Annotated in this window: 16 protein-coding genes; 6 read left to right on the forward strand and 10 right to left on the reverse strand. The window is 67.4% G+C overall.

What is annotated here, in order from left to right:
* Window positions 1–4: 4 nt before the first annotated feature.
* Window positions 5–1,546, forward strand: a complete 1,542-nt coding sequence (locus MEBOL_RS03305) for a glycoside hydrolase family 10-like protein (RefSeq protein ID WP_157774733.1) — start codon at window positions 5–7, stop codon at window positions 1,544–1,546.
* A 175-nt stretch (window positions 1,547–1,721) separates the two neighbouring features.
* On the opposite strand, the gene MEBOL_RS03310 is transcribed toward MEBOL_RS03305, so the two are convergent.
* A complete protein-coding gene (locus MEBOL_RS03310) occupies window positions 1,722–3,257 on the reverse strand; it encodes an AMP-binding protein (RefSeq protein WP_095976043.1) in 1,536 nt (511 codons plus the stop codon).
* A 63-nt stretch (window positions 3,258–3,320) separates the two neighbouring features.
* Between MEBOL_RS03310 and MEBOL_RS03315 the strand changes: the two genes are divergently transcribed.
* Window positions 3,321–4,697, forward strand: a complete 1,377-nt coding sequence (locus tag MEBOL_RS03315; protein ID WP_095976044.1) for a pyridoxal-phosphate dependent enzyme — start codon at window positions 3,321–3,323, stop codon at window positions 4,695–4,697.
* Between the two features lie 71 nt (window positions 4,698–4,768).
* On the opposite strand, the gene MEBOL_RS03320 is transcribed toward MEBOL_RS03315, so the two are convergent.
* The 4 genes from MEBOL_RS03320 to MEBOL_RS03335 all read right to left on the reverse strand — a co-directional run bounded on the left by MEBOL_RS03320 (window position 4,769) and on the right by MEBOL_RS03335 (window position 9,566).
* Entirely contained in the window at window positions 4,769–5,704 is a 936-nt protein-coding gene (locus tag MEBOL_RS03320; protein WP_170115435.1) for a class I SAM-dependent methyltransferase, read from the reverse strand.
* 216 nt (window positions 5,705–5,920) lie between these two features.
* Complete coding sequence (locus MEBOL_RS03325; RefSeq protein ID WP_095976045.1) at window positions 5,921–7,477, reverse strand: DUF1501 domain-containing protein; 1,557 nt, start codon at window positions 7,475–7,477, stop codon at window positions 5,921–5,923.
* Window positions 7,478–7,486: 9 nt separating this feature from the next.
* On the reverse strand, window positions 7,487–8,158 hold the full coding sequence (locus MEBOL_RS03330) for a hypothetical protein (RefSeq protein WP_095976046.1): 672 nt from the start codon (window positions 8,156–8,158) through the stop codon (window positions 7,487–7,489).
* Window positions 8,148–9,566, reverse strand: coding sequence for a hypothetical protein (locus MEBOL_RS03335; protein ID WP_170115436.1), 1,419 nt, complete (start codon window positions 9,564–9,566; stop codon window positions 8,148–8,150). Before MEBOL_RS03335 ends, MEBOL_RS03330 begins: the two co-directional genes overlap by 11 nt.
* A gap of 150 nt (window positions 9,567–9,716) precedes the next feature.
* Here MEBOL_RS03335 and MEBOL_RS03340 point away from each other — a divergent pair, with 150 nt between their 5' ends.
* From MEBOL_RS03340 to MEBOL_RS03350, 3 genes are read left to right on the forward strand one after another with little or no spacing between them, the layout of a single operon-like run.
* Window positions 9,717–10,256: an RNA polymerase sigma factor gene (locus tag MEBOL_RS03340; protein ID WP_095976047.1), complete on the forward strand. Its 540-nt coding sequence runs from the start codon at window positions 9,717–9,719 to the stop codon at window positions 10,254–10,256.
* On the forward strand, window positions 10,253–10,993 hold the full coding sequence (locus tag MEBOL_RS03345) for an ACP synthase (RefSeq protein WP_095976048.1): 741 nt from the start codon (window positions 10,253–10,255) through the stop codon (window positions 10,991–10,993). The genes MEBOL_RS03340 and MEBOL_RS03345 overlap by 4 nt, the downstream gene beginning before the upstream one ends.
* Entirely contained in the window at window positions 10,990–12,507 is a 1,518-nt protein-coding gene (locus MEBOL_RS03350) for a caspase family protein (RefSeq protein WP_342747735.1), read from the forward strand. Before MEBOL_RS03345 ends, MEBOL_RS03350 begins: the two co-directional genes overlap by 4 nt.
* A gap of 85 nt (window positions 12,508–12,592) precedes the next feature.
* Here MEBOL_RS03350 and MEBOL_RS03355 read toward each other — a convergent pair whose 3' ends face one another.
* Window positions 12,593–13,501, reverse strand: coding sequence for a metallophosphoesterase family protein (locus tag MEBOL_RS03355; protein ID WP_095976049.1), 909 nt, complete (start codon window positions 13,499–13,501; stop codon window positions 12,593–12,595).
* 235 nt (window positions 13,502–13,736) lie between these two features.
* Between MEBOL_RS03355 and uvrA the strand changes: the two genes are divergently transcribed.
* On the forward strand, window positions 13,737–16,622 hold the full coding sequence (gene uvrA / locus MEBOL_RS03360) for an excinuclease ABC subunit UvrA (protein ID WP_095976050.1): 2,886 nt from the start codon (window positions 13,737–13,739) through the stop codon (window positions 16,620–16,622).
* Between the two features lie 351 nt (window positions 16,623–16,973).
* On the opposite strand, the gene MEBOL_RS03365 is transcribed toward uvrA, so the two are convergent.
* The 4 genes from MEBOL_RS03365 to MEBOL_RS43930 form a co-directional block, all read right to left on the reverse strand.
* Window positions 16,974–18,680 (reverse strand): bifunctional metallophosphatase/5'-nucleotidase, encoded by a 1,707-nt coding sequence (locus tag MEBOL_RS03365; protein ID WP_095982561.1) that lies wholly within the window; start codon window positions 18,678–18,680, stop codon window positions 16,974–16,976.
* 50 nt (window positions 18,681–18,730) lie between these two features.
* Entirely contained in the window at window positions 18,731–19,066 is a 336-nt protein-coding gene (locus MEBOL_RS41770) for a transposase (protein ID WP_095976051.1), read from the reverse strand.
* Window positions 19,067–19,656: 590 nt separating this feature from the next.
* Window positions 19,657–20,388, reverse strand: coding sequence for a DUF5953 family protein (locus MEBOL_RS03375; RefSeq protein ID WP_245919420.1), 732 nt, complete (start codon window positions 20,386–20,388; stop codon window positions 19,657–19,659).
* Window positions 20,389–20,419: 31 nt separating this feature from the next.
* The gene (locus tag MEBOL_RS43930; protein WP_342747736.1) at window positions 20,420–20,824 is read right to left on the reverse strand and encodes a DUF6310 domain-containing protein; all 405 of its coding nucleotides are present in this window, start codon (window positions 20,822–20,824) and stop codon (window positions 20,420–20,422) included.
* Between the last annotated feature and the right edge of the window lie 206 nt (window positions 20,825–21,030).

A 21,030-nucleotide genomic window follows, 5' to 3' on the forward strand; every position in this document is an offset into this window, starting at 1 on the left:
GCGCGTGCACAAGACTCTCCTGACCACTGGCCTGTTGTTGCTCGCCACCGCGTGTGGCGAGCTCGGTGAACGCCCTTTCGAACCGGGTGCGCCCACGGAGGTCGACGCGGGTGTGCCCGACAGCGGAACGCCCGACAGCGAAACGCCCGACAGTGGTGTCCCCGAGAAGGTCACGGTCACCCATTCCCGCGAGCTGCGCGGCGTCTGGGTGGCCACGGTGTTGCGCTTGGACTGGCCGCCCTCGACGACGATGACGCCCGCCGAGGGGCGTGCCTCGCTCGATGCGATGGTGGACGAGCTGGCGGGTCTGGGTTTCAACGCGCTCTTCTTCCAGGTCCGGCCGGAGTCGGACGCGCTGTATGCCTCGACGTTGGATCCCTGGAGCCGGTTCCTCACCGGCACGCAAGGCACCGGTCCGGGGTGGGATCCCCTGGAACATCTGATCAACGTGGCACATGCGCGAGGCGTCGAGGTGCACGCCTGGATCAATCCCTACCGGGGCCTGATGTCGCCCTCGGTGGTGGCCGCACCGGGCCATGTGACGAAGCGGTTGCCGGAGTTCGCGGTGACCTACAACAACGCGGTGGTGATGAATCCGGGCGAGCCCGCCGTGCGCCAGCACGTGACGGCCGTGGTGAAGGATCTCCTCGACCATTACGACGTCGACGGCCTGCACTTCGACGACTACTTCTACCCCTACCCCGACAGCCAGAACACGCCGTTCCCGGATGACGCGACGTACACGCGCTACCAGGAGGGCGGAGGCACCCTCGAGAAGGGCGACTGGCGGAGGAACAACGTCAACACCCTGGTGCACGAGGTGATGGAGTTGATCAGCTCCGAGCATCCCCACGTGCGCTTTGGCATCTCGCCCATCGGCCTCTGGAAGAACGGCGAGCCGGTCTCCGGCTTCGATGCCTACAACGCCATCGCCTGCGACGCCGTGACGTGGATGAAGGAAGGGTGGATCGACTATCTGGCGCCGCAGCTCTACTGGCGCGAGTCGTCCAAGCAGCCGTACTCGACGCTGTCCACCTGGTGGGCGAACCGGCCCAAGGGCGGCGTGCACGTCTTCCCTGGCCATGCGGTGCACAACTTGTCCGGGGAATTGCAGAATTGGCCCCTGACGGAGATCGCCGACCAGGTGGCCTTCACCCGCACGCTGCGGGCACAGGGAGCCCAGGGCGACCTCCACTTCCGCGCGAGGTTCATCCTGGACGACACCAAGGGCGTGAAGGGCCTCTTGCGCGATGAGCTGTATGCCCAGCCCGCGCTCCCGCCCCAGGTGCCTCGGGAGGGCGCGGCGATGACGCCCCCGGTGCCCTTCGTGGTGCGCGAAGGCAACACGGTGCACGTGACGAATCCGCTGCCGCTCGACGCGCGCTTCCACCTGCTGTACCGGGAAACCTCACCCGGAACGTGGACGCTCGAGCGTGTGGTGGGCGGGGCCCAGGCCACGTTCGAGGTATCGAGCGGCACGTGGGCCGTCAGCGACGTCGGCCGGGGCGGCGCGGAGAGCCAGGGCGTGCGCATCACCGTGCCCTGACGCGCGGGCGGCACGCTCCAGAAGATGTACTGGAAGGACTACGCGAAGCTGACGCCCGAGGGGAAACAGCGGCTGTACGAGGGCCTACCCCCTTGAGGAGTACGACGCCGTGTTCTTCGTGGAGCGCTCCACCCCACCCCACGGCATCATTCGTGACGAGGCCCCCGCGCCTTGATCAGGCCTCGAGCCGTTCCCGCAACACGTGCTTCTGCACCTTGCCGAGCGCGTTGCGCGGCAGGGACTCCACGAAGACGACGCGGCGGGGCTTCTTGAAGCTGGCGAGCCGGTCCTTGCAAAAGTCCACCAACTCCTGGGCCGCGGTGGGGACCTCGGGCCGGGGGACGATGACGGCCACGACCTGCTCGCCGAAGTCCGGATCCGGCAGGCCGAGCACCGCCACCTCGGCGACTCCGGGGTGCTGGGCGAGCACTTCCTCCACCTCGCGCGGATAGACGTTGAAGCCACCGCTGATGATGAGCTCGCGGGCCCGGCCCGTGATGCGGAAGTAGCCATCCAGATCCCGCTGGCCCAGGTCTCCGGTGCGGAACCATCCCTCGGGATCGAAGGCCTCGGCGGTGGCGTCCGGACGGCGCCAGTACCCGGCGAAGACGTGGGGACCCCGGACCTCGATCTCCCCCGTCTCTCCGTCCGGCAGGGGTTGGCGGGTGCGGACATCCACCACGCGGGCCTCCTGTCCGGGATAGGGCATGCCCACCGTGCCGGGACGCCGCTCGCCCTCGTAGGGGTTGGTGGTGTTCATGATGGTTTCCGTCATCCCGTAGCGCTCGAGGATGCGCTGGCCGAACGTCTCCGCCACGTCCTCGAAGAGCTGGGGGCTGAGCGGCGCCGAGCCCGACACGAGCAGGCGCAGCGGCCGTGAGCGCACACCCGTCCGGCGCGACTCCTCGACGAGCCGGCCGTACATGGTGGGCACCCCGAAGAACATCGTCAGCGAGGTGTCCTCGTGCAGGGAGGCGAGCACCTCGGGGGCGGCGAAGCGGCGGCGCAGGTCCACGCTGCCACCGGAATAGAGCGTGCCGTGCAGGCCCACCATGAGGCCATGGGTGTGGAAGAGCGGCAGCGCGAGCAACAACCGGTCCGCGCTCGTCCAGCGCCAGGCCTCGGTGACGGCGCGCACGTTGGCGAGCAGGTTGCGGTGCAGCATCATGGCGCCCTTGGAGCGGCCCGTGGTGCCCGAGGTGTAGCCGAGCACGGCGAGCTGATCTCCCCGAGGCAGGGACAAGGCGGCGGGCTCGGGGGCCGTGGTGAGCAGGGATTCGAAGTCGAGGGTGGGCCAGGGAGCCGGCTCGGTGGGAGGCTCGACGGCGACGAGCCATTCCAGCGCGGGCAGTTGTGCTTTCAACGGGGCGAGTTCCGCGGCCCCCGCGGCCCCGGTGACACAGACGCGGGCCTCGGCGTCGGAGAGGATGTGGCTCAGCTCCACCTGCCGGTACTGGGTGTTGACGAGAACGACGACGCCGCCCGCATGCCAGGTGCCCAGGTAGGCGATGACGAAGGCCGGACTGTTCTCCAGGAAGAGCGCCACCCGCTCACCGGGCCGGAGTCCCTGACGCGCGAGCGCGGTGGCGAAGGCGGCCACATGGTGGGCGAGCGCGCTGGCGCTGAAACGTTTCCGCTCGAAGTCCAGGACGGACCATTCGGGCTGTTGGTGGGCGCGAAGGAGGAAGGTCTCGAGGAGGGAGGTCTCCATGTACAGGACAGACTATTCAAGAAGCCCCGCCGGGGGACAGCGCATCGGTTACTCTGTCCGCCCATGCCATCCGCCCCTCTCCCCGTCGATCTCCTTGGCCTCATCGGCAACACCCCCATGGTGAAGGTGACCCGGCTCGACACCGGCCCGTGTGAACTCTTCCTCAAATTGGAGAACCAGAATCCCGGAGGCTCCATCAAGGACCGCATTGGCCTGTCCATGATCGCCGCCGCGGAGAAGGCGGGTCAGCTCGGTCCCCACCAGAAGCACATCGTCGAGGCGACCGCGGGCAACACGGGCCTGGGGCTCGCGCTCGTCGCGGGGCAGAAGGGCTACCGGCTCACGCTCGTCATTCCGGACAAGATGAGCCAGGAGAAGATCCTCCACCTCAAGGCACTGGGCGCGGAAATCATCATGACGCGCTCGGACGTGGACAAGGGCCACCCCGAGTACTACCAGGACATGGCGGAGCGGATCGCCCGGGAGCTGGGCGGCTTCTACGTCAACCAGTTCGCCAACCCCGCAAACCCGCTCGCGCACGAGACCACCACCGGTCCGGAGATCGCCGCGCAGCTGGGCAACCGCCTGGATGCCATGGTGGCGGGCGTTGGCTCCGGAGGAACGATGGCGGGGCTGTCGCGCTACTTCGCCAAGGCCCTTCCCGAGTGCGAGATGGTGCTCGCCGATCCCCAGGGCTCCATCCTCACGGACTACGTGAAGTCGGGAACGCTGGGCAAGGCGGGCTCCTGGGTCGTCGAGGGCATTGGCGAGGACTTCATCCCGCCCAACGCGGACCTGTCCCGGGTGAAGAAGGCCTACTCCATCCCCGACTCGGAGAGCCTCGACACGGCGCGCCAGCTCCTCAAGCAGGAGGGAATCCTCGCGGGCTCGTCCTCCGGCACGCTCATCGCCGCGGCGCTGCGCTACTGCCGCGAGCAGACCACGCCCAAGCGCGTGTGCACCTTCGTCTGTGACAGCGGCAACAAGTACCTGTCGAAGATGTTCAACGACTTCTGGATGGCGGATCAGGGCTTCCTGCCGCGCGCGGCCCATGGAGACCTGCGCGACGTCATCACCCGCCGCTACTCGAACCGGGACGTGGTCACCCTGGCCCCCTCGGACACCCTGCTCGTCGCCTACGCGCGCATGAAGCTCTACGACGTCTCCCAGATGCCCGTGCTGGAGAGCAACAAGGTCGTGGGGATGATCGACGAGTCGGACCTGCTGCTCGCGGCCATCAACGACGAGACGCGCCTGCGCCTGCCCGTGCGCGACTTCATGTCCACGCGTCTGCAGACCGTGGACGTGAAGACCCCGGTGCCCGAGCTGTTGACCTACCTGGACAAGGGCTTCGTGCCCATCGTCATGTCGGGCGACGAGTTCATCGGACTCATCACCCGCATCGATCTGCTCAACCACCTGCGGCGCAAGCTGCGCTGAGCCGCCCTCACTCACGATCCGCGGGGAGGAGAGCTGCCCGTCCGACGCGGCGAGCGCCGCGTCGGCGGAGGTCAGGCCTCGCCGGGTTTGCGCCAGAGGCCGACGAGGCCCACGGTGAGCAGTTCCTCCTCGGAGTAGTCCGCCAGCTCGCCCTGGGCCTTCAACCCCTCCAGGGCGAAGCGCAGCGCCTCCTGGCGCTCGTGGATGAAGCGTGTGCCGGGCATCGCCGCCTGGAACAGCCGTTTCCACTCGTCGAGCCGCACCTCGTTCACGTAGCAGCTCGGCCGCTCCGCCTCTCGATAACCGGGCCTCAGGTGGGGCCAGTACGGGGGAGCCACGCCGTTCCTCGTCAGGGAGCGCGCATCATGGTTGCCGCTGTGGCTCGTGTAGAGATGGACCGCCAGGTAGGCGCTCCCACCCGGCCGCAGCACGCGAGCGACTTCCGCCAGGGCCTCCCCTGGCCGCGCGATGTGCTCGAAGGCTGACCAGGAGCAGACGAGATCGAAGGACGCGTCGGGGAACGTCATCCGCGTCGCGTCCATGCGGAAGACGGGCAGGCGCGGAAAGTCCGGAACGGAGAGACCGCGCGCGAGCGTCCGCTCGAACCGCTCGTCCCAGCCGAGCACCTTGCGCGTCACCGTCTTCATGGTGCGCAGCACCGTGTTGTGGCGAATCATCTCCACGTAGTCGCGCAGGTGGAAGCCCTGGGGGACGATGTCCATGTCGATGCCCACCACCCGGTTCTTCACCGAGAGCACCTTCATGTGCCGCAATTGCTGGCCCGGCCCGATGTCGAGCACATCGAGCCCTTCAAGCGCGACGCCGAAGCACTCGGCCAATCGGGCCTCGCACTGGCGGATGGCATCGAGCGTGACGTTCACCCGGTCGTCCAGGCCCTCCTGCCACATGCGGTAGAGCTGGTGTGCCTCACGCACCCGGCCCGCGAGTCCGAGGGGCATCGAGGAATAGGAGTAACGGCCCCGCCTGGATGGCTTCTCTTGCTCCATGGTCTTCCCCCCGGAAAGCCAGACCATGGTGCGGGCGACGGCCCGCTCGTACAACTGGACGCGCACACGCGAGCGAGTGAAATGCCGCCTTTGCGAACGTTGTGGGAGCTCGCGGAAGACGAGGAGTAGACCCGCCCCCGAGGCCGCTCCGGCAAGCGGTACGGGGGGATGAGACCGTTGTCTCATGCACGGCGGCCGGGTCCGCTCCCGAATGGCTCAGGTGCGCACGAAGGCGCTCGCGTCGGGCAGTCCGCTCCCCGAGGTATCGACGCCCATCGCCTGGAGGATGCCCGAGAAGATGTCCGCCTCGTTCGACGTCATCTTGCCGGGTTCGGGTGCTCCGGTGCGCGGGTCGAAACCGTGGGTCAGGGTGGTGCTCGGATCGACGCCGCCCAGCACCGTGTTGCCCCGGACCATCGGAGAGAGAATCATGAACCCGTTGTTGAGATCATGCCCGGTGCCGAACTGCGTGGCCCCCTCCACGCGTGTGCGCGTGCGGCCGAACTCGGTCGCCATGTAGATCAACGAGCGGTCCCACAGACTCTCACCGCTCGAGTCGAAGGGCTCGGACTTGAGCAACTCGATGAGCTTGTCGATCGTGGTCATCAGGCGCGACCACATGAAGGCCTGGACCGAGCGGTGCTCATTGTGGCTGAAGTCGAAGGCCAACGGCGGGTTGGTGAACTCCCGAGACGAAGTCACTCCGATGTTGAACGACGGCCCCAGGGTCACCGACACCGACACCCGGTTCTTGATCAACAGGAAGGCCAGCGCCGCCTGCGCCTCCACGGCATCGGTCATGTAGTTCGGGAAGGCCGCGCGCAGCCGCTCCCCATCGGGAGAACTCGACAGGCCGTACTCCGCCAGTGGCATCCCTGGCGGATTGTCGGGCATCACGTTGAGGCGGTTGATCAGATCCTGGACCTCCAGCGCGGACTGCCCCTCGGTGCGCTGCGCGTTCCATCGCCGGAGCGCCGCCGCGTCATCGAAGGTCCGTCCGAAGACGGACTCGGCATCGAGCGTGTTGCGCGTGCTCCGGACCAGGGCCAGCACGTCGCGGGAAGGCATGTCCTTGAGGCCCTTCATGCCATCGAGGCCCAGGGGCCAGAGCGAGGGTTTGGCCACCACCTCTCCGTAGCAGTAGGCGGGAAGGGAGGTGTCGACGCCGCGCTCGGAGTAGCCCGCGTTGCCCATGTTCACGTTGGGAAGGGGAAGGCCCGCGCCGTACTGGAGGGCCACGCACTCCTGCAAGGTGCGGCCGCGCCAGGCATTGTTGCCAGTCAGGCTGCGCTTCTGCGCGATGACATGGTTCACCGACGTGCCCACCGAGGTGGCCACGAGCATGGAATCCTTGTATTTGCGCACGAAGGGCAACTGGTCCGTCTTCACCTGGAGGGGAATGCTGCCCAGGTAATCCGTTTCCACCTTCACGGCACGGAACGGAGAGCCACCCACGTCCCGCACCTGCGCGTCGGCGAAGGTGTTGAGCTTCGCGGGACTGGCGCCCGCCGCCGCCGTCTCCGAGGCCCGCACCGCCAGCATGCTATCGATGATGGAGGCGCCGCCCACCGCGCCCACTACGATGAGGAAGCGGGGCTTGCCATCGAGGCGCGCGTGGCGCACGCCTCCCAGTTGCTCGAGTGCCGCCGGGGTCGTGAGCGCGTCCCGGCATCCCGTCAGCAAGGGTCCCAGGGTCGCGGAGCCCGCGGCGCACATCGACAAGGCCTTCAACATTTCCCGGCGTGAGAGCCGTCCATTCTGACGCAGTGACATGACGTTTCCTTAGAAGAAGACGGATTCGGCGGAGGAGAGGACGGCGAAGCAGACCCCGGTCATCCAGTCACGGCCCGGTGTCTGGCTGCCCGTGGCCTCGATCTGGGAGACCAATCGCGACAAGGCACCCACCTCGGACTCCGAGGGGTCTCGCATCAAGGCGCGCTGGTAGAGCGAGGTGATGATGTCGTGGACCGGCGCGCCTTCCCGGTTCACCAGGCTTCCCCGCGCGTCGAGTTCGAGTCCCTTGAAGAGGATCGCCTCCCCGGGGGTGGTGACGTCGAGCGAGACGCGCCGGGCGCATGCCGCCAGGGCCATGCGGTCGATGACGTTGGGCGTCGTCGCGCCCGTGATCGTCAGAGGCTCGTAGAAGCCAATGTCATACGGCTCCACGCCTCCCAGGACCACGTTGTGCGCGTAGGTGGCGCAGGGATACTGCCCCAATTCGTTGCACACCTGTTCCGGTGGCAGGGACAGCGCCGCGGAGAAGTGCGCCGTCAGTTGCTCCGGATTCATGAAGCGCAGGTTGTCGCGCGAGGAGGGAGCCACGGCCCCGGGAGAATCCGTGCCGGGCTCGGCGGGCGGCGGACCGGCATTCGGCTCCGAGGGAGAGGAGGAAGAACACGCGAAGAGGACACCGCAGGCGGACAGCAGCAACACGCGAAGCAAGTCAGGGCGCACCGTAGGCCTCCGTGCGAATCAGGTCATGAAGCATGCGCCGCACGCTGTACTGATGCGTGCCCTTGAAGCGCTTCCAGGTGGTGACGAACTCGGCGTTCTCCTCGGCGGAGGGAGGATGACCCACGAGCAGCTTCCAGTAGTCGGTGACGGAGGCGATGGCGAAGGCATCGCTGTTGGCCCCGACCCGCGCCCACTCGACGAGGTCCTTCACCGGTTGACCGAAGAGGTAGCCGGCCTCCGGTGTCTGGGTGATGATCGGGGAGGCATTGGGGAAGAACGTCTCGAGACGGTTGGGCACGTAGCGGGCCCAGGTGTTGAAGTCCTTGAAGGAGACGACCCCCTGGTAGTTGCGGAAGGGATAGCTCAGTGGGTCGAGCGTCGCGTGGCAGGCCGCGCAGGTCGGCGAGGTCACGCCCGCGTGGTCGTAGTCTCTCGGCTCGCCGGCCACGCTGAAGAGGCCCTCCTGCTTGGCGATGTCGAGGCCCAGGTAGGCGCGGTAGGCCTGCGCCGCGGCGTTGCGCGGCAGCGCGCTGAACATCACGAAGTAGAGGAGGCTCCACCGGGAGGTGATGTTGCCCGCGCGGTGCGGCTCGTCCATGGTTTGCGTCGGCGGTGTCTGTACCACCGAATAGCGGGTGGGGTTGCTCTCCCGGCGCACGTAGTACTTCGCCGTCATCACCTCGCGCGCGTCGTGATCGTCGAGCTGCGCGTAGGCATAGAGCGAGTAGTCGTCATAGTAGTCGGCGAGGGCATTGGGACTCGCGTCCTCCGGGCCTCCCTTGAGCGAGCCCACCGGGCGGATCTTCGGATGGGCCAGCTTCCACAACTGCCCGTTCTTGCCGAGCCAGAACTCGCTGTGAATGCACCGATCCAACTCGGCATCCATCCGGGCAAGCCGCGCATCGGCACTCAACGCCCGGAACTCCTGGAGCTGCGCGTAGGTGGGCGGCACACCGCAGAAGTCGAGCAGGAGGCGCTTGTACGCGAAGCGCGCGTCGTAACGGCACACATCGTATTGAGGATTGTCACCCGCCTGGCAGCGGCCGGTGTCCACGGGCACGCTGGAGGGATCCGCCGGCGAGGTGCCACGCTGGATCTCCACGAGGTTCGACACCCCGTCACCGTCGGCGTCCTCCGTCTCGACGGCCCTCAGGGCCGTGGGAAGCGCGTATCCGAAGTCCGTGTCGGACAACGGACGCGGAGCGCCGGGGGCCAGATGAGGCTCCAGCCCCGCACCGAAGACATTTCGTTGGGGTGGCGCGATATGACAGTAATTGCAGGACGGCTGTTGCCCTGTACAGGCGGGCGCCGAGGGATAGGTCGCGCAGAACACACCTCCCGCGGGAGGCTTGGCCAACGCGCCCCCCGCGAGGCAGAGGGTGGCTGCCAGAATGAGTCGTCGAAGCACCAGGGCTCCTCCTGAGAGGGAGAGGGTTCTGATGAAGAGACACACCAACCGCGTTTCCACGAAAAACCCCGGCGCGCTTTTCCAGGAAGCGCCTCGCCCGTGAGATTGGCTTTTCAGATTCCAAGCCCCGCGGTGTCACTGTCTCCATGGATGAACGACCCGCACCTGAGGAGCGGCCTGGGAATCACGAGAGCGAAGAAAGACCGGAGCGAGTTCCTGCGCGAGTTGTACGCGGCGTATGGCGGCGGCGTGTACGCGCGCTGCCTCTATCTGTTGAAGGACGCCACGAACGCCGAGGACGCGATGCAGGAGGTGTTCGCCCGCGCCCTCACCCACGTGGACGAGTTCCGCGCCAGCTCCTCACCCCTGACATGGTTGGTGAAGATCACCACCCACCACTGCCTCAATCTGCTGCGCGCGGAGCGGGCCCCCTGGCGGCGCTGGTTTGAACAGGACACACTGGCCCGTCCCGAGGGCGACCGGGGAGATCAGAAGATGGAGGCCCGGGAACTGGTGCGCTCGCTGCTCTCCCGGGTGGACCTGGAGACGCAGGCGGCGGCGGTGCACTACTGGATGGACGAAATGACGCTGGAAGAGGTGGCCGCGCTGCTGGGGCGTTCCGTTCCCACGGTGCGCAAGCGACTGGAGCGGTTCGCCGCCCTGGCGAACAAGGAACTGGAGATTCCATGAGCACTCATCCCTCGGCATGGACGCTGCGGCGGCTGCACGCCGGAGAGCATCCCGGCCCATGGCCCCAGGGGCATGTCTTCTCGTGCGCGGAGTGTCACCATGTGATGAAGGGCCTCGAGGCGAACCAGGCCCGCTTCGAGGCGGAGGTTCCCTTCGAGCGATTCGCGGCCGGCGTGGAGCGTGCCCTGCGCGAATCACCCGCGGCGTCTTCACGGCCCCGGTTCAATGGTTTCCTGCTCGCCGTGGCGGCCATCAGCCTGCTGGTGGTGGGCCGGCCGATGCTCTCGCCAGCCCCCTCCCTCCACCGGCTCAAGGGCGGAGCCTCCGCGGCGCTGCGCATCGGCGGAGCGGGGCCTCAGCGCCCGCTCGCACCAAGCCACACCGGCGAACTCCTCCCAGACGAGCGGGTACGGCTGGGGTATGTGGCGGGGCCCTACCGGTACGTGATGGTGGTGTCCGTGGACGATATGGGCGAGGTGTCGGTGCTCTACGCCGAGCGGGGAATGAGCCTCCCCGTCGAAACAGGAGCCGAGAGACACTGGCTGCCCGAGAGTGTGCGGTTCACGGGCTCGGGCCACGAGCGGCTGGTGTTGCTCCTCTCCGAGGAGCCCCTGTGGGAGGAGGCCGTGCGGACGGCGGCGCGGAGTGCCTGGGAGGCCGCGGGAGGCGAGGTGGCGGCCATGTCCACGCTGGGCGTGGAGGGAGAAGAACTCCACTGGCTCCTGCGCAAGCCATGAGACACCTGGCTGGCCATGCCCGGCTGCTCGTCCTGGGCGTATTGCTGGCAACGGCCGTGCAGGCGCGGCCCCTGCGGCGCTTCGCCCTCCTCGCGGGCAACGACGAGGGCGGCGCGGGCACGCGGCCCCTGCGTTTCGCGAAGGACGATGCGCGCAAGATGCACGAGCTCCTGGTGCGGCTGGGCGGCGTGGAGCCCCGCGATGCGCGCCTGCTGCTGGACGAGAGCGCGGAGGACTTCCAGCGGGCGCTCGCCAGGATGGAAGCGCGCGCCCAGGAGGCTCGGACGCGGGGCGAACGCACCTCGCTCCTCGTCTATTACTCGGGCCATGCGAAGGACGGCTTGCTGCGGATGGGGGACAGCACGCTGAACCTGGAGGAGCTGAAGCGCCGGCTGGCGACGGCGCCCATGGACATCCGCATCGCCATCCTGGATTCGTGCCGCTCCGGGACGCTCACGCGGACGAAAGGAGCCCGACGCGCTCCGGCCTTCGTCATCGACACGGACGTCGCGCCCCAGAGCCAGGGGCTCGTCATCCTCACCTCCAGCTCGGCGGACGAGGACTCGCAGGAGTCGGATCTCCTGGGCGGCAGCTATTTCTCCCACCACCTGGTCAGCGGGCTGATGGGGGACGCGGACCGTTCCGGAGATGGCCAGGTGACCCTCTTCGAGGCCTACTCCCATGCCTATGCCCGCACCGTGGCGGACACCGCGGACAGCAGCGCCGGTCCCCAGCACCCGACCTTCAGCTACCACCTGGCCGGCCAGGGCGACCTGGTGTTGACGACCCCGCGGGGAAGCAACGAGGGCCTGCTGGTGCCTCGCTCCGCGCCCGCGGGAACCTACTACTTCGTGAACCTCCGGGGCCTCGTGGCGGCGGAGCTGCACTCGGCCGTGAACGCCGAGCGCAGGCTCGCCCTGGCGCCGGGCACGTATACGGTGAAGCGGAGGATGACGGACCGGCTGCGCGTGGGCGAGATCGAGGTCCGGCACGGACGCACCACGGTGCTCGACGAGTCGCGGCTGCGGGACACGCCCTTCTCGGATGATCCGGTGAAGGGCGTGCCCGTCCGGGAGCGAGAGTCGCGTGCATACTGGACGATGGGCCTCACCGGCGGACACAACGCCTTCTTCGCGGCCCCTACCCGTGAAAGCCTGTTCTACACGCCCCTGATGGGCCTGGAGTTGGGCCAGCACGGCTACTTGCGCGAGGGCTGGAGCTGGACCTTCGACCTGGCATTGGGCAAACGAAGTGAAGCGCAGTACCGCTTATACGCTGCTGACCGTGGGCACCTCGCTGGTGGCCGAGTGGTCCCTGGGCCGCGTGTCCCCCTTCATCGGACCCCGGCTCGCGTATCTCGGCACGCACCGAAACTTCGCGGACGCGAACCTTCCGGATCAAAAGTCTGGAATGCTCACGCCCGGTCTCGTGACCGGCGTGCGCTGGCTGCGCTCGGATCGTGTCGAACTCACCGCGAGCACCCGCCTCCACTACTTCTTCTACAACGTCGATGATCAGCGCTCCCTCGGGTACTGGGAGTTCCTGGTGGTCATGAAGTACCGCCTCTGAAAAGAAAGGCACGCCCAACGGGTCCTGGACTCAGGAGCCCGTCGTGCCGAGGGACGCGGACTCGGAGGGAGCGGGTAGGGACGCCAGCCCCCAGGGCTCGCCCGCGCGCCAGGCCACCCGGCCGGACGTGCCCCACCCGGCACACACCACCTCGCGGCCCTGGAGTTCCATCCAGAACACCGCTTCCTCGGGCCGCGCGGCCTGATCCAGACACACCACGCGCGAGGGGAACCGACCTCCCGTGCCCAGCGTCACCGCGAAGGCCCGGTGCGAGTGTCCACACAACACCCATTTGGGATGGATCGTCTCCACCAACCGGCGGGTGACGGGATTGCCAATCCAATAGGACGGCAAGGCACGGCCCGGCGGAGGCACCTCGCGCTCCTGGGCCCGCTGAGGCAGACCCCGCGGCCACTCGTGCACCAGCAGCAGGTCCACGTCACGCAACGCCTGGACCTTCTCCACCTCGCACGCGCGGAAGTACCCCGCCTGCTTCGCCGTATCGAGCGAGCGCGGCCGCTTCAACGGCTGCTCATAGAAGCGCGGCGCGTGGATACCCGACAAGTAGGCCACGCGCAGACCGTTCAACTCCTTGAGTCCCGCCCGGCCCAGGTAGTGCACGTTGGGTGCGAGCGAGAAGCCCTCGGGCGCGTCGTGCAGGGCCTCGAAGTCCTCGTTGTTGCCACCGATGAAATACAGGGGCCGCTTCATGGTGCGGACACCATCGGCGTACCCCGCGAACTCCGCGGGCATGGCCCGCTTGGCCGCCTTCCGGCGGTGATCATCCGCCAGACGGAAGGCCTCGACGTCGCCCACCGCCAGCGCCAGGTCCACGGGGCGGCCACGCACCTGCTCCAGCGCGTCCAGCCAGGCTTCCACGCGGTGGAAGCGACCATGGATGTCTCCTACACCGGCGATCAGCAGTGAGTCCGGAGCCATCGTACCTCCCACCCTGCCCCGCTCCAGGCGCCCTGTCGAGTGGGATCATCACGCGTTGTGTCAAATAGGCGAAGCCGGACCCCACGGACGCCCCCTCCCCCGCCCGCTCCCCTTGCGGCGGTCCCGGGGATGGAGGTTGAAACCCCAGCGGTTGGCCACCATCCAACCCTGTCTCACCGTTCGCGCGCCGACATTCCACCCACTGCGCGCCCTTTCAGTGTTACACCCCGCGCCCATGTCCGAGCCCGATACCCTCTCCATCCGTGGAGCCAAGGAGCACAACCTCAAGAACATCTCCCTGGATATTCCCAAGAAGAAGCTGGTGGTGTTCACCGGCGTCTCGGGATCCGGGAAGAGTTCACTCGCGTTCGACACCCTCTACGCCGAGGGCCAGCGCCGCTACGTGGAGAGCCTGTCCGCCTACGCCCGGCAGTTCCTGGGGCAGATGGAGAAGCCCCGCTACGACACCATCCGAGGCCTGTCTCCCACCATCTCCATCGAGCAGAAGGCGGCGAGCAACAACCCGCGCTCCACGGTGGGCACCGTCACCGAGGTCCATGACTACCTGCGCGTGCTCTTCGCCTCCGTCGGCGTGCAGCACTGCCCCCAGTGCGGCCAGCGCGTGGGCAAGCAGAGCGCCCAGCAGATCGTCGACACGCTGATGGCCCAGCCCGCGGGCACCAAGGCCATGGTGCTGGCCCCCGTGGTGAGCAACCGCAAGGGCGAGCACAAGGACATCCTCACGGAAGCGCTCAAGCGCGGCTTCTCTCGCGCGCGCATCGACGGCAAGGTCAAGAGCCTGGAGGAGAAGATCGAGCTGGACAAGAAGTCCAAGCACGACATCGCGCTCATCATCGACCGGGTGGTCATCAAGCCCGATGGCAAGCAGCGGCTGACGGACTCGGTGGAGACAGCGCTGCGCGAGGGCAAGGGCCTGCTCATCATCACCGACGAGACGGGCAGCCCGGCGACGGATCGCGTCATGAGCGAGCTCAACGCCTGCCATGCGTGTGGACTGTCCTTCGGCGAGCTCACCCCCTCCTCGTTCTCCTTCAACAACCCGCTGGGCATGTGCTCGGACTGCAATGGCCTGGGCACCAAGGCGGAGATGGATCCGGAGCGCATCGTCCCGGACGGCTCGCGCACCATCCGCGAGGGCGCGGTGGAGCCGTGGGCCAGTGGCATGAACCGAGGCGAGGGCTGGACGGCGGACTTCGTGGAGAGCCTGGCCAACGCCTTCGGCATCGACCTGGACACGCCCTACGCGAAGCTGTCCACCAAGGCGAAGAAGATCCTCATGTATGGCGTGGACGGCAAGTCGTTCAACGTGAAGTGGGGCGACGGCGGCAACTACGAGATGGAGTGGGAGGGCCTGGTCAACAAGCTGATGCGCAGCTTCAAGACGACCACCTCCGAGGCCGCGCGCACGTACTACCAGAAGTTCTTCAGTGACAAGCCCTGCCCCACCTGTGACGGCGCGCGGCTCAAGCCGGAGAGCCGGGCCGTCAAGGTCCATGGGCGCTCCATCGTGGACCTGAGCCGGCAGACGATTGGCGACGCGCTCGGCTGGCTCAGGGGCCTGAAGCTCACGGAGACGGAGCGGAAGATCGCCACCGAGCTGCTCAAGGAGATCCGCAGCCGCCTGGGCTTCCTCGAGGACGTGGGCCTCAACTACCTGACCCTGGACCGCACCGCGTCCACGCTGTCCGGTGGCGAGAGCCAGCGCATCCGGCTCGCGTCGCAGATGGGCAGCGAGCTCACCGGCGTCATCTACATCCTCGACGAGCCGTCCATCGGCCTGCACCAGCGGGACAATGGCAAGCTGCTCGGCACGCTCAAGCGCCTGCGCGACCTGGGAAACTCCGTGGTCGTGGTGGAGCACGACGAGGAGACGATGGAGGAGGCGGACTACCTGGTGGACTTCGGTCCCGGCGCGGGAGAGCTGGGCGGCCAGGTGGTGGCCCAGGGCACGCCCGCCGAGGTGATGGAGGACGAGAACAGCGTCACCGGCGCCTACCTCTCCGGCCGCAAGGAGATCGAGGTCCCCGAGAAGCGCCGCCCCCTGGGCAAGGCCAAGGTGAGCATCCAGGGCGCCAAGGAGAACAACCTCAAGGACGTGACGGTGGACATCCCGCTGGGCGTCTTCGTGGCCGTCACGGGCGTGTCCGGCGCGGGCAAGTCCACGCTCATCAATGAAATCCTCTACCCCGCCGCGGCGCGCGCCCTGTACGAGAGCCGCGAGGTACCGGGCAAGCACAAGGCCATCACCGGGTTGGAGAACCTGGACAAGGTCATCGACATCGACCAGCGGCCCATCGGGCGCACGCCGCGCAGCAACCCGGCGACGTACACGAAGCTCTTCGACACCATCCGCGAGGTGTTCGCGATGACGCCCGAGGCGCGCGCCTTCGGCTACACCGCCGGCCGCTTCTCCTTCAACATCAAGGGCGGACGCTGCGAGGCGTGCGAGGGCGATGGCGTGAAGCTCGTGGAGATGCACTTCCTCGCGGACGTGTACGTGCCGTGCGAGGTGTGTGGCGGCAAGCGCTTCAACGAGGCCACGCTGCGCGTGCGCTACAAGGGCAAGAACATCGCGGAAGTGCTCGACATGAGCGTGCGCGAGGCGATGCAACTCTTCGCCGCGCACAAGGACATCATGCGCGTGCTCCAGACGCTGGAGGACGTGGGGCTCGGCTACATCCGGCTGGGGCAGAGCTCCCCCACGCTGTCGGGTGGCGAGGCCCAGCGCATCAAGCTGGCGAGGGAACTGGCGCGCGTGGCCACCGGCCGCACGCTCTACATCCTCGACGAGCCCACCACGGGTCTGCACTTCGAGGACATCCGCAAGCTGCTCCAGGTGCTCAACCGCCTGGTGCAGGCGGGCAACACCGTGCTCGTCATCGAGCACAACCTGGATGTCATCAAGAGCGCCGACTGGGTCATCGACATGGGCCCCGAGGGTGGCGCGGGCGGCGGCCAATTGCTCGCCGTCGGCACGCCCGAGGAAGTGGCCCAGGTGAAGGAGAGCTACACCGGGCGCTACCTCCACCAGGTGTTGACCAAGAAGCGTCGGCACCGCGTGGGCCAGCGCCTCAAGGAGTTGGCGTCTCCGGCCGCGTAGCTGGCGGCTTCGATTCCCGCCGCCTCCACACTCAGAAGCCCGGCAATCCCGAAGGGTTGCTGGGCTTTTTCCTTGCCCTCGTTTTCTTCATGTGACCCCAGTGTGCCCCTCTGGCGTCTCTAGCCCAGAGCGGCGCGCGGCTGGGGGCTGGGCCGATCCAGTTCCTGCACCGCGCTCTCCCGCGCCTCGGGAGACAGGTGCGCATACCTTAGCCCGGATATCCGCAATCGCTCGAAAGCCGACATCCGTTCGGGCGTCACGAAATCCGCTTTGCCGGCTCAGTTGCTCTGAAGCGCTGGGTCCAAATTCCGGGGCGTAGCGGGCGGGAGCAGAGCGGGAGATATCCGAGGCTCAGGGCAGCAGGGTAATGCGGCCCAGCGCGGGCGGAGACAGGGGGTTGTTGGCGCGCAGGTAGGCCTCCACCGCGTCGACGTCGATGGCCCCCGTGAGCGGCTCCTTCCCCTCGAGCAGCACCGTGTAACCATCTCCGCCGGAGGCCATGAAGTTGTTCACCGTGATCCGGTAGCTCCCCGTGGGATCCACGGTCACGCCATCCAGCTTGATGGAAGCGGGATCCACCTTGCTTCCCGCGGGCGCCGAGGCACTCCACGCGAAGGAGAAGCCCCGCGACGGCTGGAGGATGGAGGTGCCGCTCGGCTGGAACTGCGACTCCAGCAGCGTGTCGAGCTGCGCGCCGGTGAGCGTCAGCGTCACCAGGTTGTTGGCGAAGGGCTGGACGGAGAACACCTCCCCGAAGGTGATGTCACCGGCGTTGATGTCGGCGCGAACGCCTCCCGAGTTCTGCAAGGCGATGACAGCCCCGCCCATGGCCGGCTCCCGCGTGGCCGCGAGCATCGCGTCCGCGACGACGTTGCCCATCACCGACTCGCCCGAGACACCCGCCTGAATGGGCCGTACGGGGGCCTTCAGCTCGCTCGGGGTGTTGCCAATGACCTTGTCCCGCAGGGGCGCCGCCTTGGCGATGATGCCCTGCACATAGGCCTCCACCGGCGCGTCCGGCGTGTCCCGCGTGACGACGACATTGCGCGCGGTCGCGTCCACCACGTCGCCCGTGCGGGGATCCAGCGTCAGGTCGATGTCGGTGATGAGCCGCCCGTAGCTGGCCGCGCTGGTGACGCGCTTGCCGTTGATGACGCAGTTGTAGGCCTGGTGCGTATGGCCCGAGGCCACCACGTCCACCTCGGCATCGAGCCGCTCGGCGATGTCCTTGATGGGGCCGGAGATACCCGGGCACTCGTCATAGAGGCCCGTGGGCAGGCCGCCCTCGTGGATGACCACCACGATGGCCTTCACGCCCTGCGCCTGGAGCTCGGGGACCAGCGCGTTGACCGTGTCGGCCTCGTCCTGGAAGGAGAGCCCCTTCACGCCGGACGGAGCGACGATGAGCGGCGTGCCCTCGAGGGTCATGCCGATGAAGGCGACCTTCACGCCCTGGAACTCGCGGATGCCGTAGGCGGGAAAGAGCGTCTTCCGGGCGGCCAGGTCGGTGAACACGTTGGCCGAGAGGAACTTGAACTTCGCGCCGGGGAAGTTCGTGCCCGCCTGACACCCGTCCACCGGATGGCAGCCGCCCGACTGCATGCGCAGCAGCTCCGCGGAGCCATCGTCGAACTCGTGGTTGCCCACGGAGTTGAAGTCCAGGCCCATCAGGTTCATCGCCTCGATGGTGGGCTCGTCGTGGAAGATGCCGGAGATGAGCGGCGAGGCGCCAATCAGGTCTCCCGCGGACACCACCACGGTGTTGTCGGGGTTCTCCGCCCGCAGCGCCTGGAGGTGATGGGCGAGGAAGGCCGCGCCGCCGGCATTCACATCGGCCGTGCCACCATTCTCGGTGGGCACCTTGATGCGGCCATTGCTGCCCGAGGGCGCCTCCAGGTTGCCGTGAAAGTCATTGAAGGCCAGGACCTGGACATGGACGGGCGGGGACTCCGGGTCGGGCGTGGGCGCCGGAGGATCCTCGTGGCAGCCAGACTGGGCCAGGAGCAGGGAGCCAAGGGTCAGAGCACCGAACAGCGTGCGAGAAGGGGGATGGGTCATGGGCGCGGAGAGAATCACGGCCGGCCGAAGCCCGTCCACACGGGCGCGGCCTACGAGGTGGGCGGCGCTTCCAGAAGTTCGATGTAGCGCGCGGCGGACATCCTGACGGCGGCTTCACCCTCCCGCATCACCTCACGCCCGGTGAAGGCGCCGTAGATGCGCTCGAATCGCCAGGGGAGCAGTGTGTCGGCGATGCGCCGCACCGTGCGTGCGGGCAGCGGCATCATGTTGGGATAGCTCCACAGGAACGACACGCGGCGGGTATCGGCCGCGACTTGCTCGAAGCGCACGCCGCCCTCCCGCGGCACGAAGACGCCGTCCGGCACCAGCGAGTGGAAATGAGGAGTCACCTGCAAGGCGGAACCGAAGAACTGGATGAATGACACGGCAACAACCGGCCCACCCCGTAGGCCATGCCGCCGTGCCCTCCGTCGCTGCAGGGCTTGCCCCCGCGCGCAGGAAGAGGGTGAGGACGTCCGAGAGGAGCCCCACGTCCTTGAGCAGCACCCACCGCACCCGATGCGGCGTGGCCAGGTTGTCCTTCACCGCCTCGTACAGCACCGTCCCCTCCGGCTGCCTCCGCCGGTACGCCCACCCGCGCTCCTCCACCCGCTCCTCCCCTGCCACACCTTTCCAGGGCACACGCTCCTGTCCGCCTCCCACGGGGTTCTCGTGAGCCCTGGGAGACCGGGGAACTCAGGCCGCTTGCGTCCAAGCAGATTGCCCCTGTTGGGCCGCATGTGCCCCCAGCGTGACCCTCCGGCGGGGAATTGAACGGGACGAGACGGGACGGGACGGAGGAACGATCCACTGTGAGATCAAGGCGTTAGCCGGTAACAGCGCGACCTGCTTGGGGTCTTGCTTCCGCCTTGATGCGGGTTCGATTCCCGCCACTTCCCATAGAGGTTGCCCGCCGCCTCGCGGTGAGCCTGGGTCTGGGCATCGGCAAGCCTGCCACTGCGAGCCGTGCCGAGACTCAAAGGACCGAGCGCCCGCCGATCTCCGGGAAGCTCTCGTAGGCCCGTTTGAGCGCGTGCAGGTGGGCGGGGTTGTCCAGGTCGAGCGGTTCATCGGTGAGCCTGACCACCCACCCGCCTGTCGCGGTGCGCCGCGCCCGTGAGAGTAGCTCGGCGTCGCGGGCGGGGTCCGGAAAGCCGATGGCCCGTGCGGCGGCGTCTGACCAGTAGTTCAGCCACCCGAGGCGATGCGGAATCTCAGGCGAGCGCATGGCAACAGGAGACTTGATAACCGGCAGGCCGCGAGGAGGCGGCTTCAGGTCGTCTGGCCGATTCTTCGTCTGGCGTGTAATATCCACCCCCGCGCTGAACGGCGTCGCGTGACCCCAGAACGCGTGTGCTTCCTCCGCAACGGCCTCCAGTAAGGCTGCCGCAGCCGCGCTGCCGGCGGCGGACAGAGGTAGCGCCACATGGAATTCGAATTGAGCCCGACCGCCAGGAGAAATCCCCGCCGGCTTTCCCCATCCCGTCACGCTGACTCGGAAGTTGTCATCAGTGCTACGCAGCGGTGGCATTTCCCCACGACTGGACTCGCGGGCGACGAATGCGTCGCGATCCGGCAACGGAATAAGCGTCCCCTCGTCAGAAATCATCAACCCAATGCGCAAGCCGGGGTGTGCGCGTTCCATTGCATGAACAACAGCCAAAGTTCGGCCATCATCCCCCGCAAGCGCAGGCGCATAGACGATCATGCCGATCTGATTCTCTCGTGTAGCTGGCATTTCAGCACCAATCCATGACGACGATCAGGTTTTCGAGCGCCGGTTCGGCGTACTCCAGCGCCTTTTTGTGTGCGGCACTTCGCACGCCGACCCGAAAGTCAAATCCGCACGCCCTCGCAAGTTCACGCTCGAACAGAAAATCACGCACATGCTTTCTTACTACAATGTCTTGAAGTTCGAGCGGGTACGAGTCGTAGTTATCAGTCTTCACCTCCCAAAGAACGCCCGCGACAACTTGCAATGCGTCGAAAGCCTTGCCGTTGACCAGCGCGTTAGCCCCACGGTAGGCGTTGAACTTGATTCCGTCAGCGCACGTGTTGTGCAGCTTGTTCCCGCCCTTGGGCGGCACCCGTCGAGGCTTGCACTCCGGACGGCGCTCCCGCTCCGAGACTTCGGTTGGCCCCACGGGAGGGAAGTCCGGCCCTTTTGGCTCTGGCTTGGACCTTTTTTCCGGCGAGTCCTACGCCCATTGCCGCACCTGCGGAGGCGACGGCGCATCTGCCCGTGATGTCTCGAAACCGAACCCTTTCATGGTCCAGAGCGTGGTAGCACCTCTCCGCCAGCACGGGCCAGGGCCGTGAAGCCTCCTGCACGGCGCACCGGCCCCCGTCC

This window comes from Melittangium boletus DSM 14713, assembly GCF_002305855.1.
GTDB classification, from domain to species: domain Bacteria; phylum Myxococcota; class Myxococcia; order Myxococcales; family Myxococcaceae; genus Cystobacter; species Cystobacter boletus.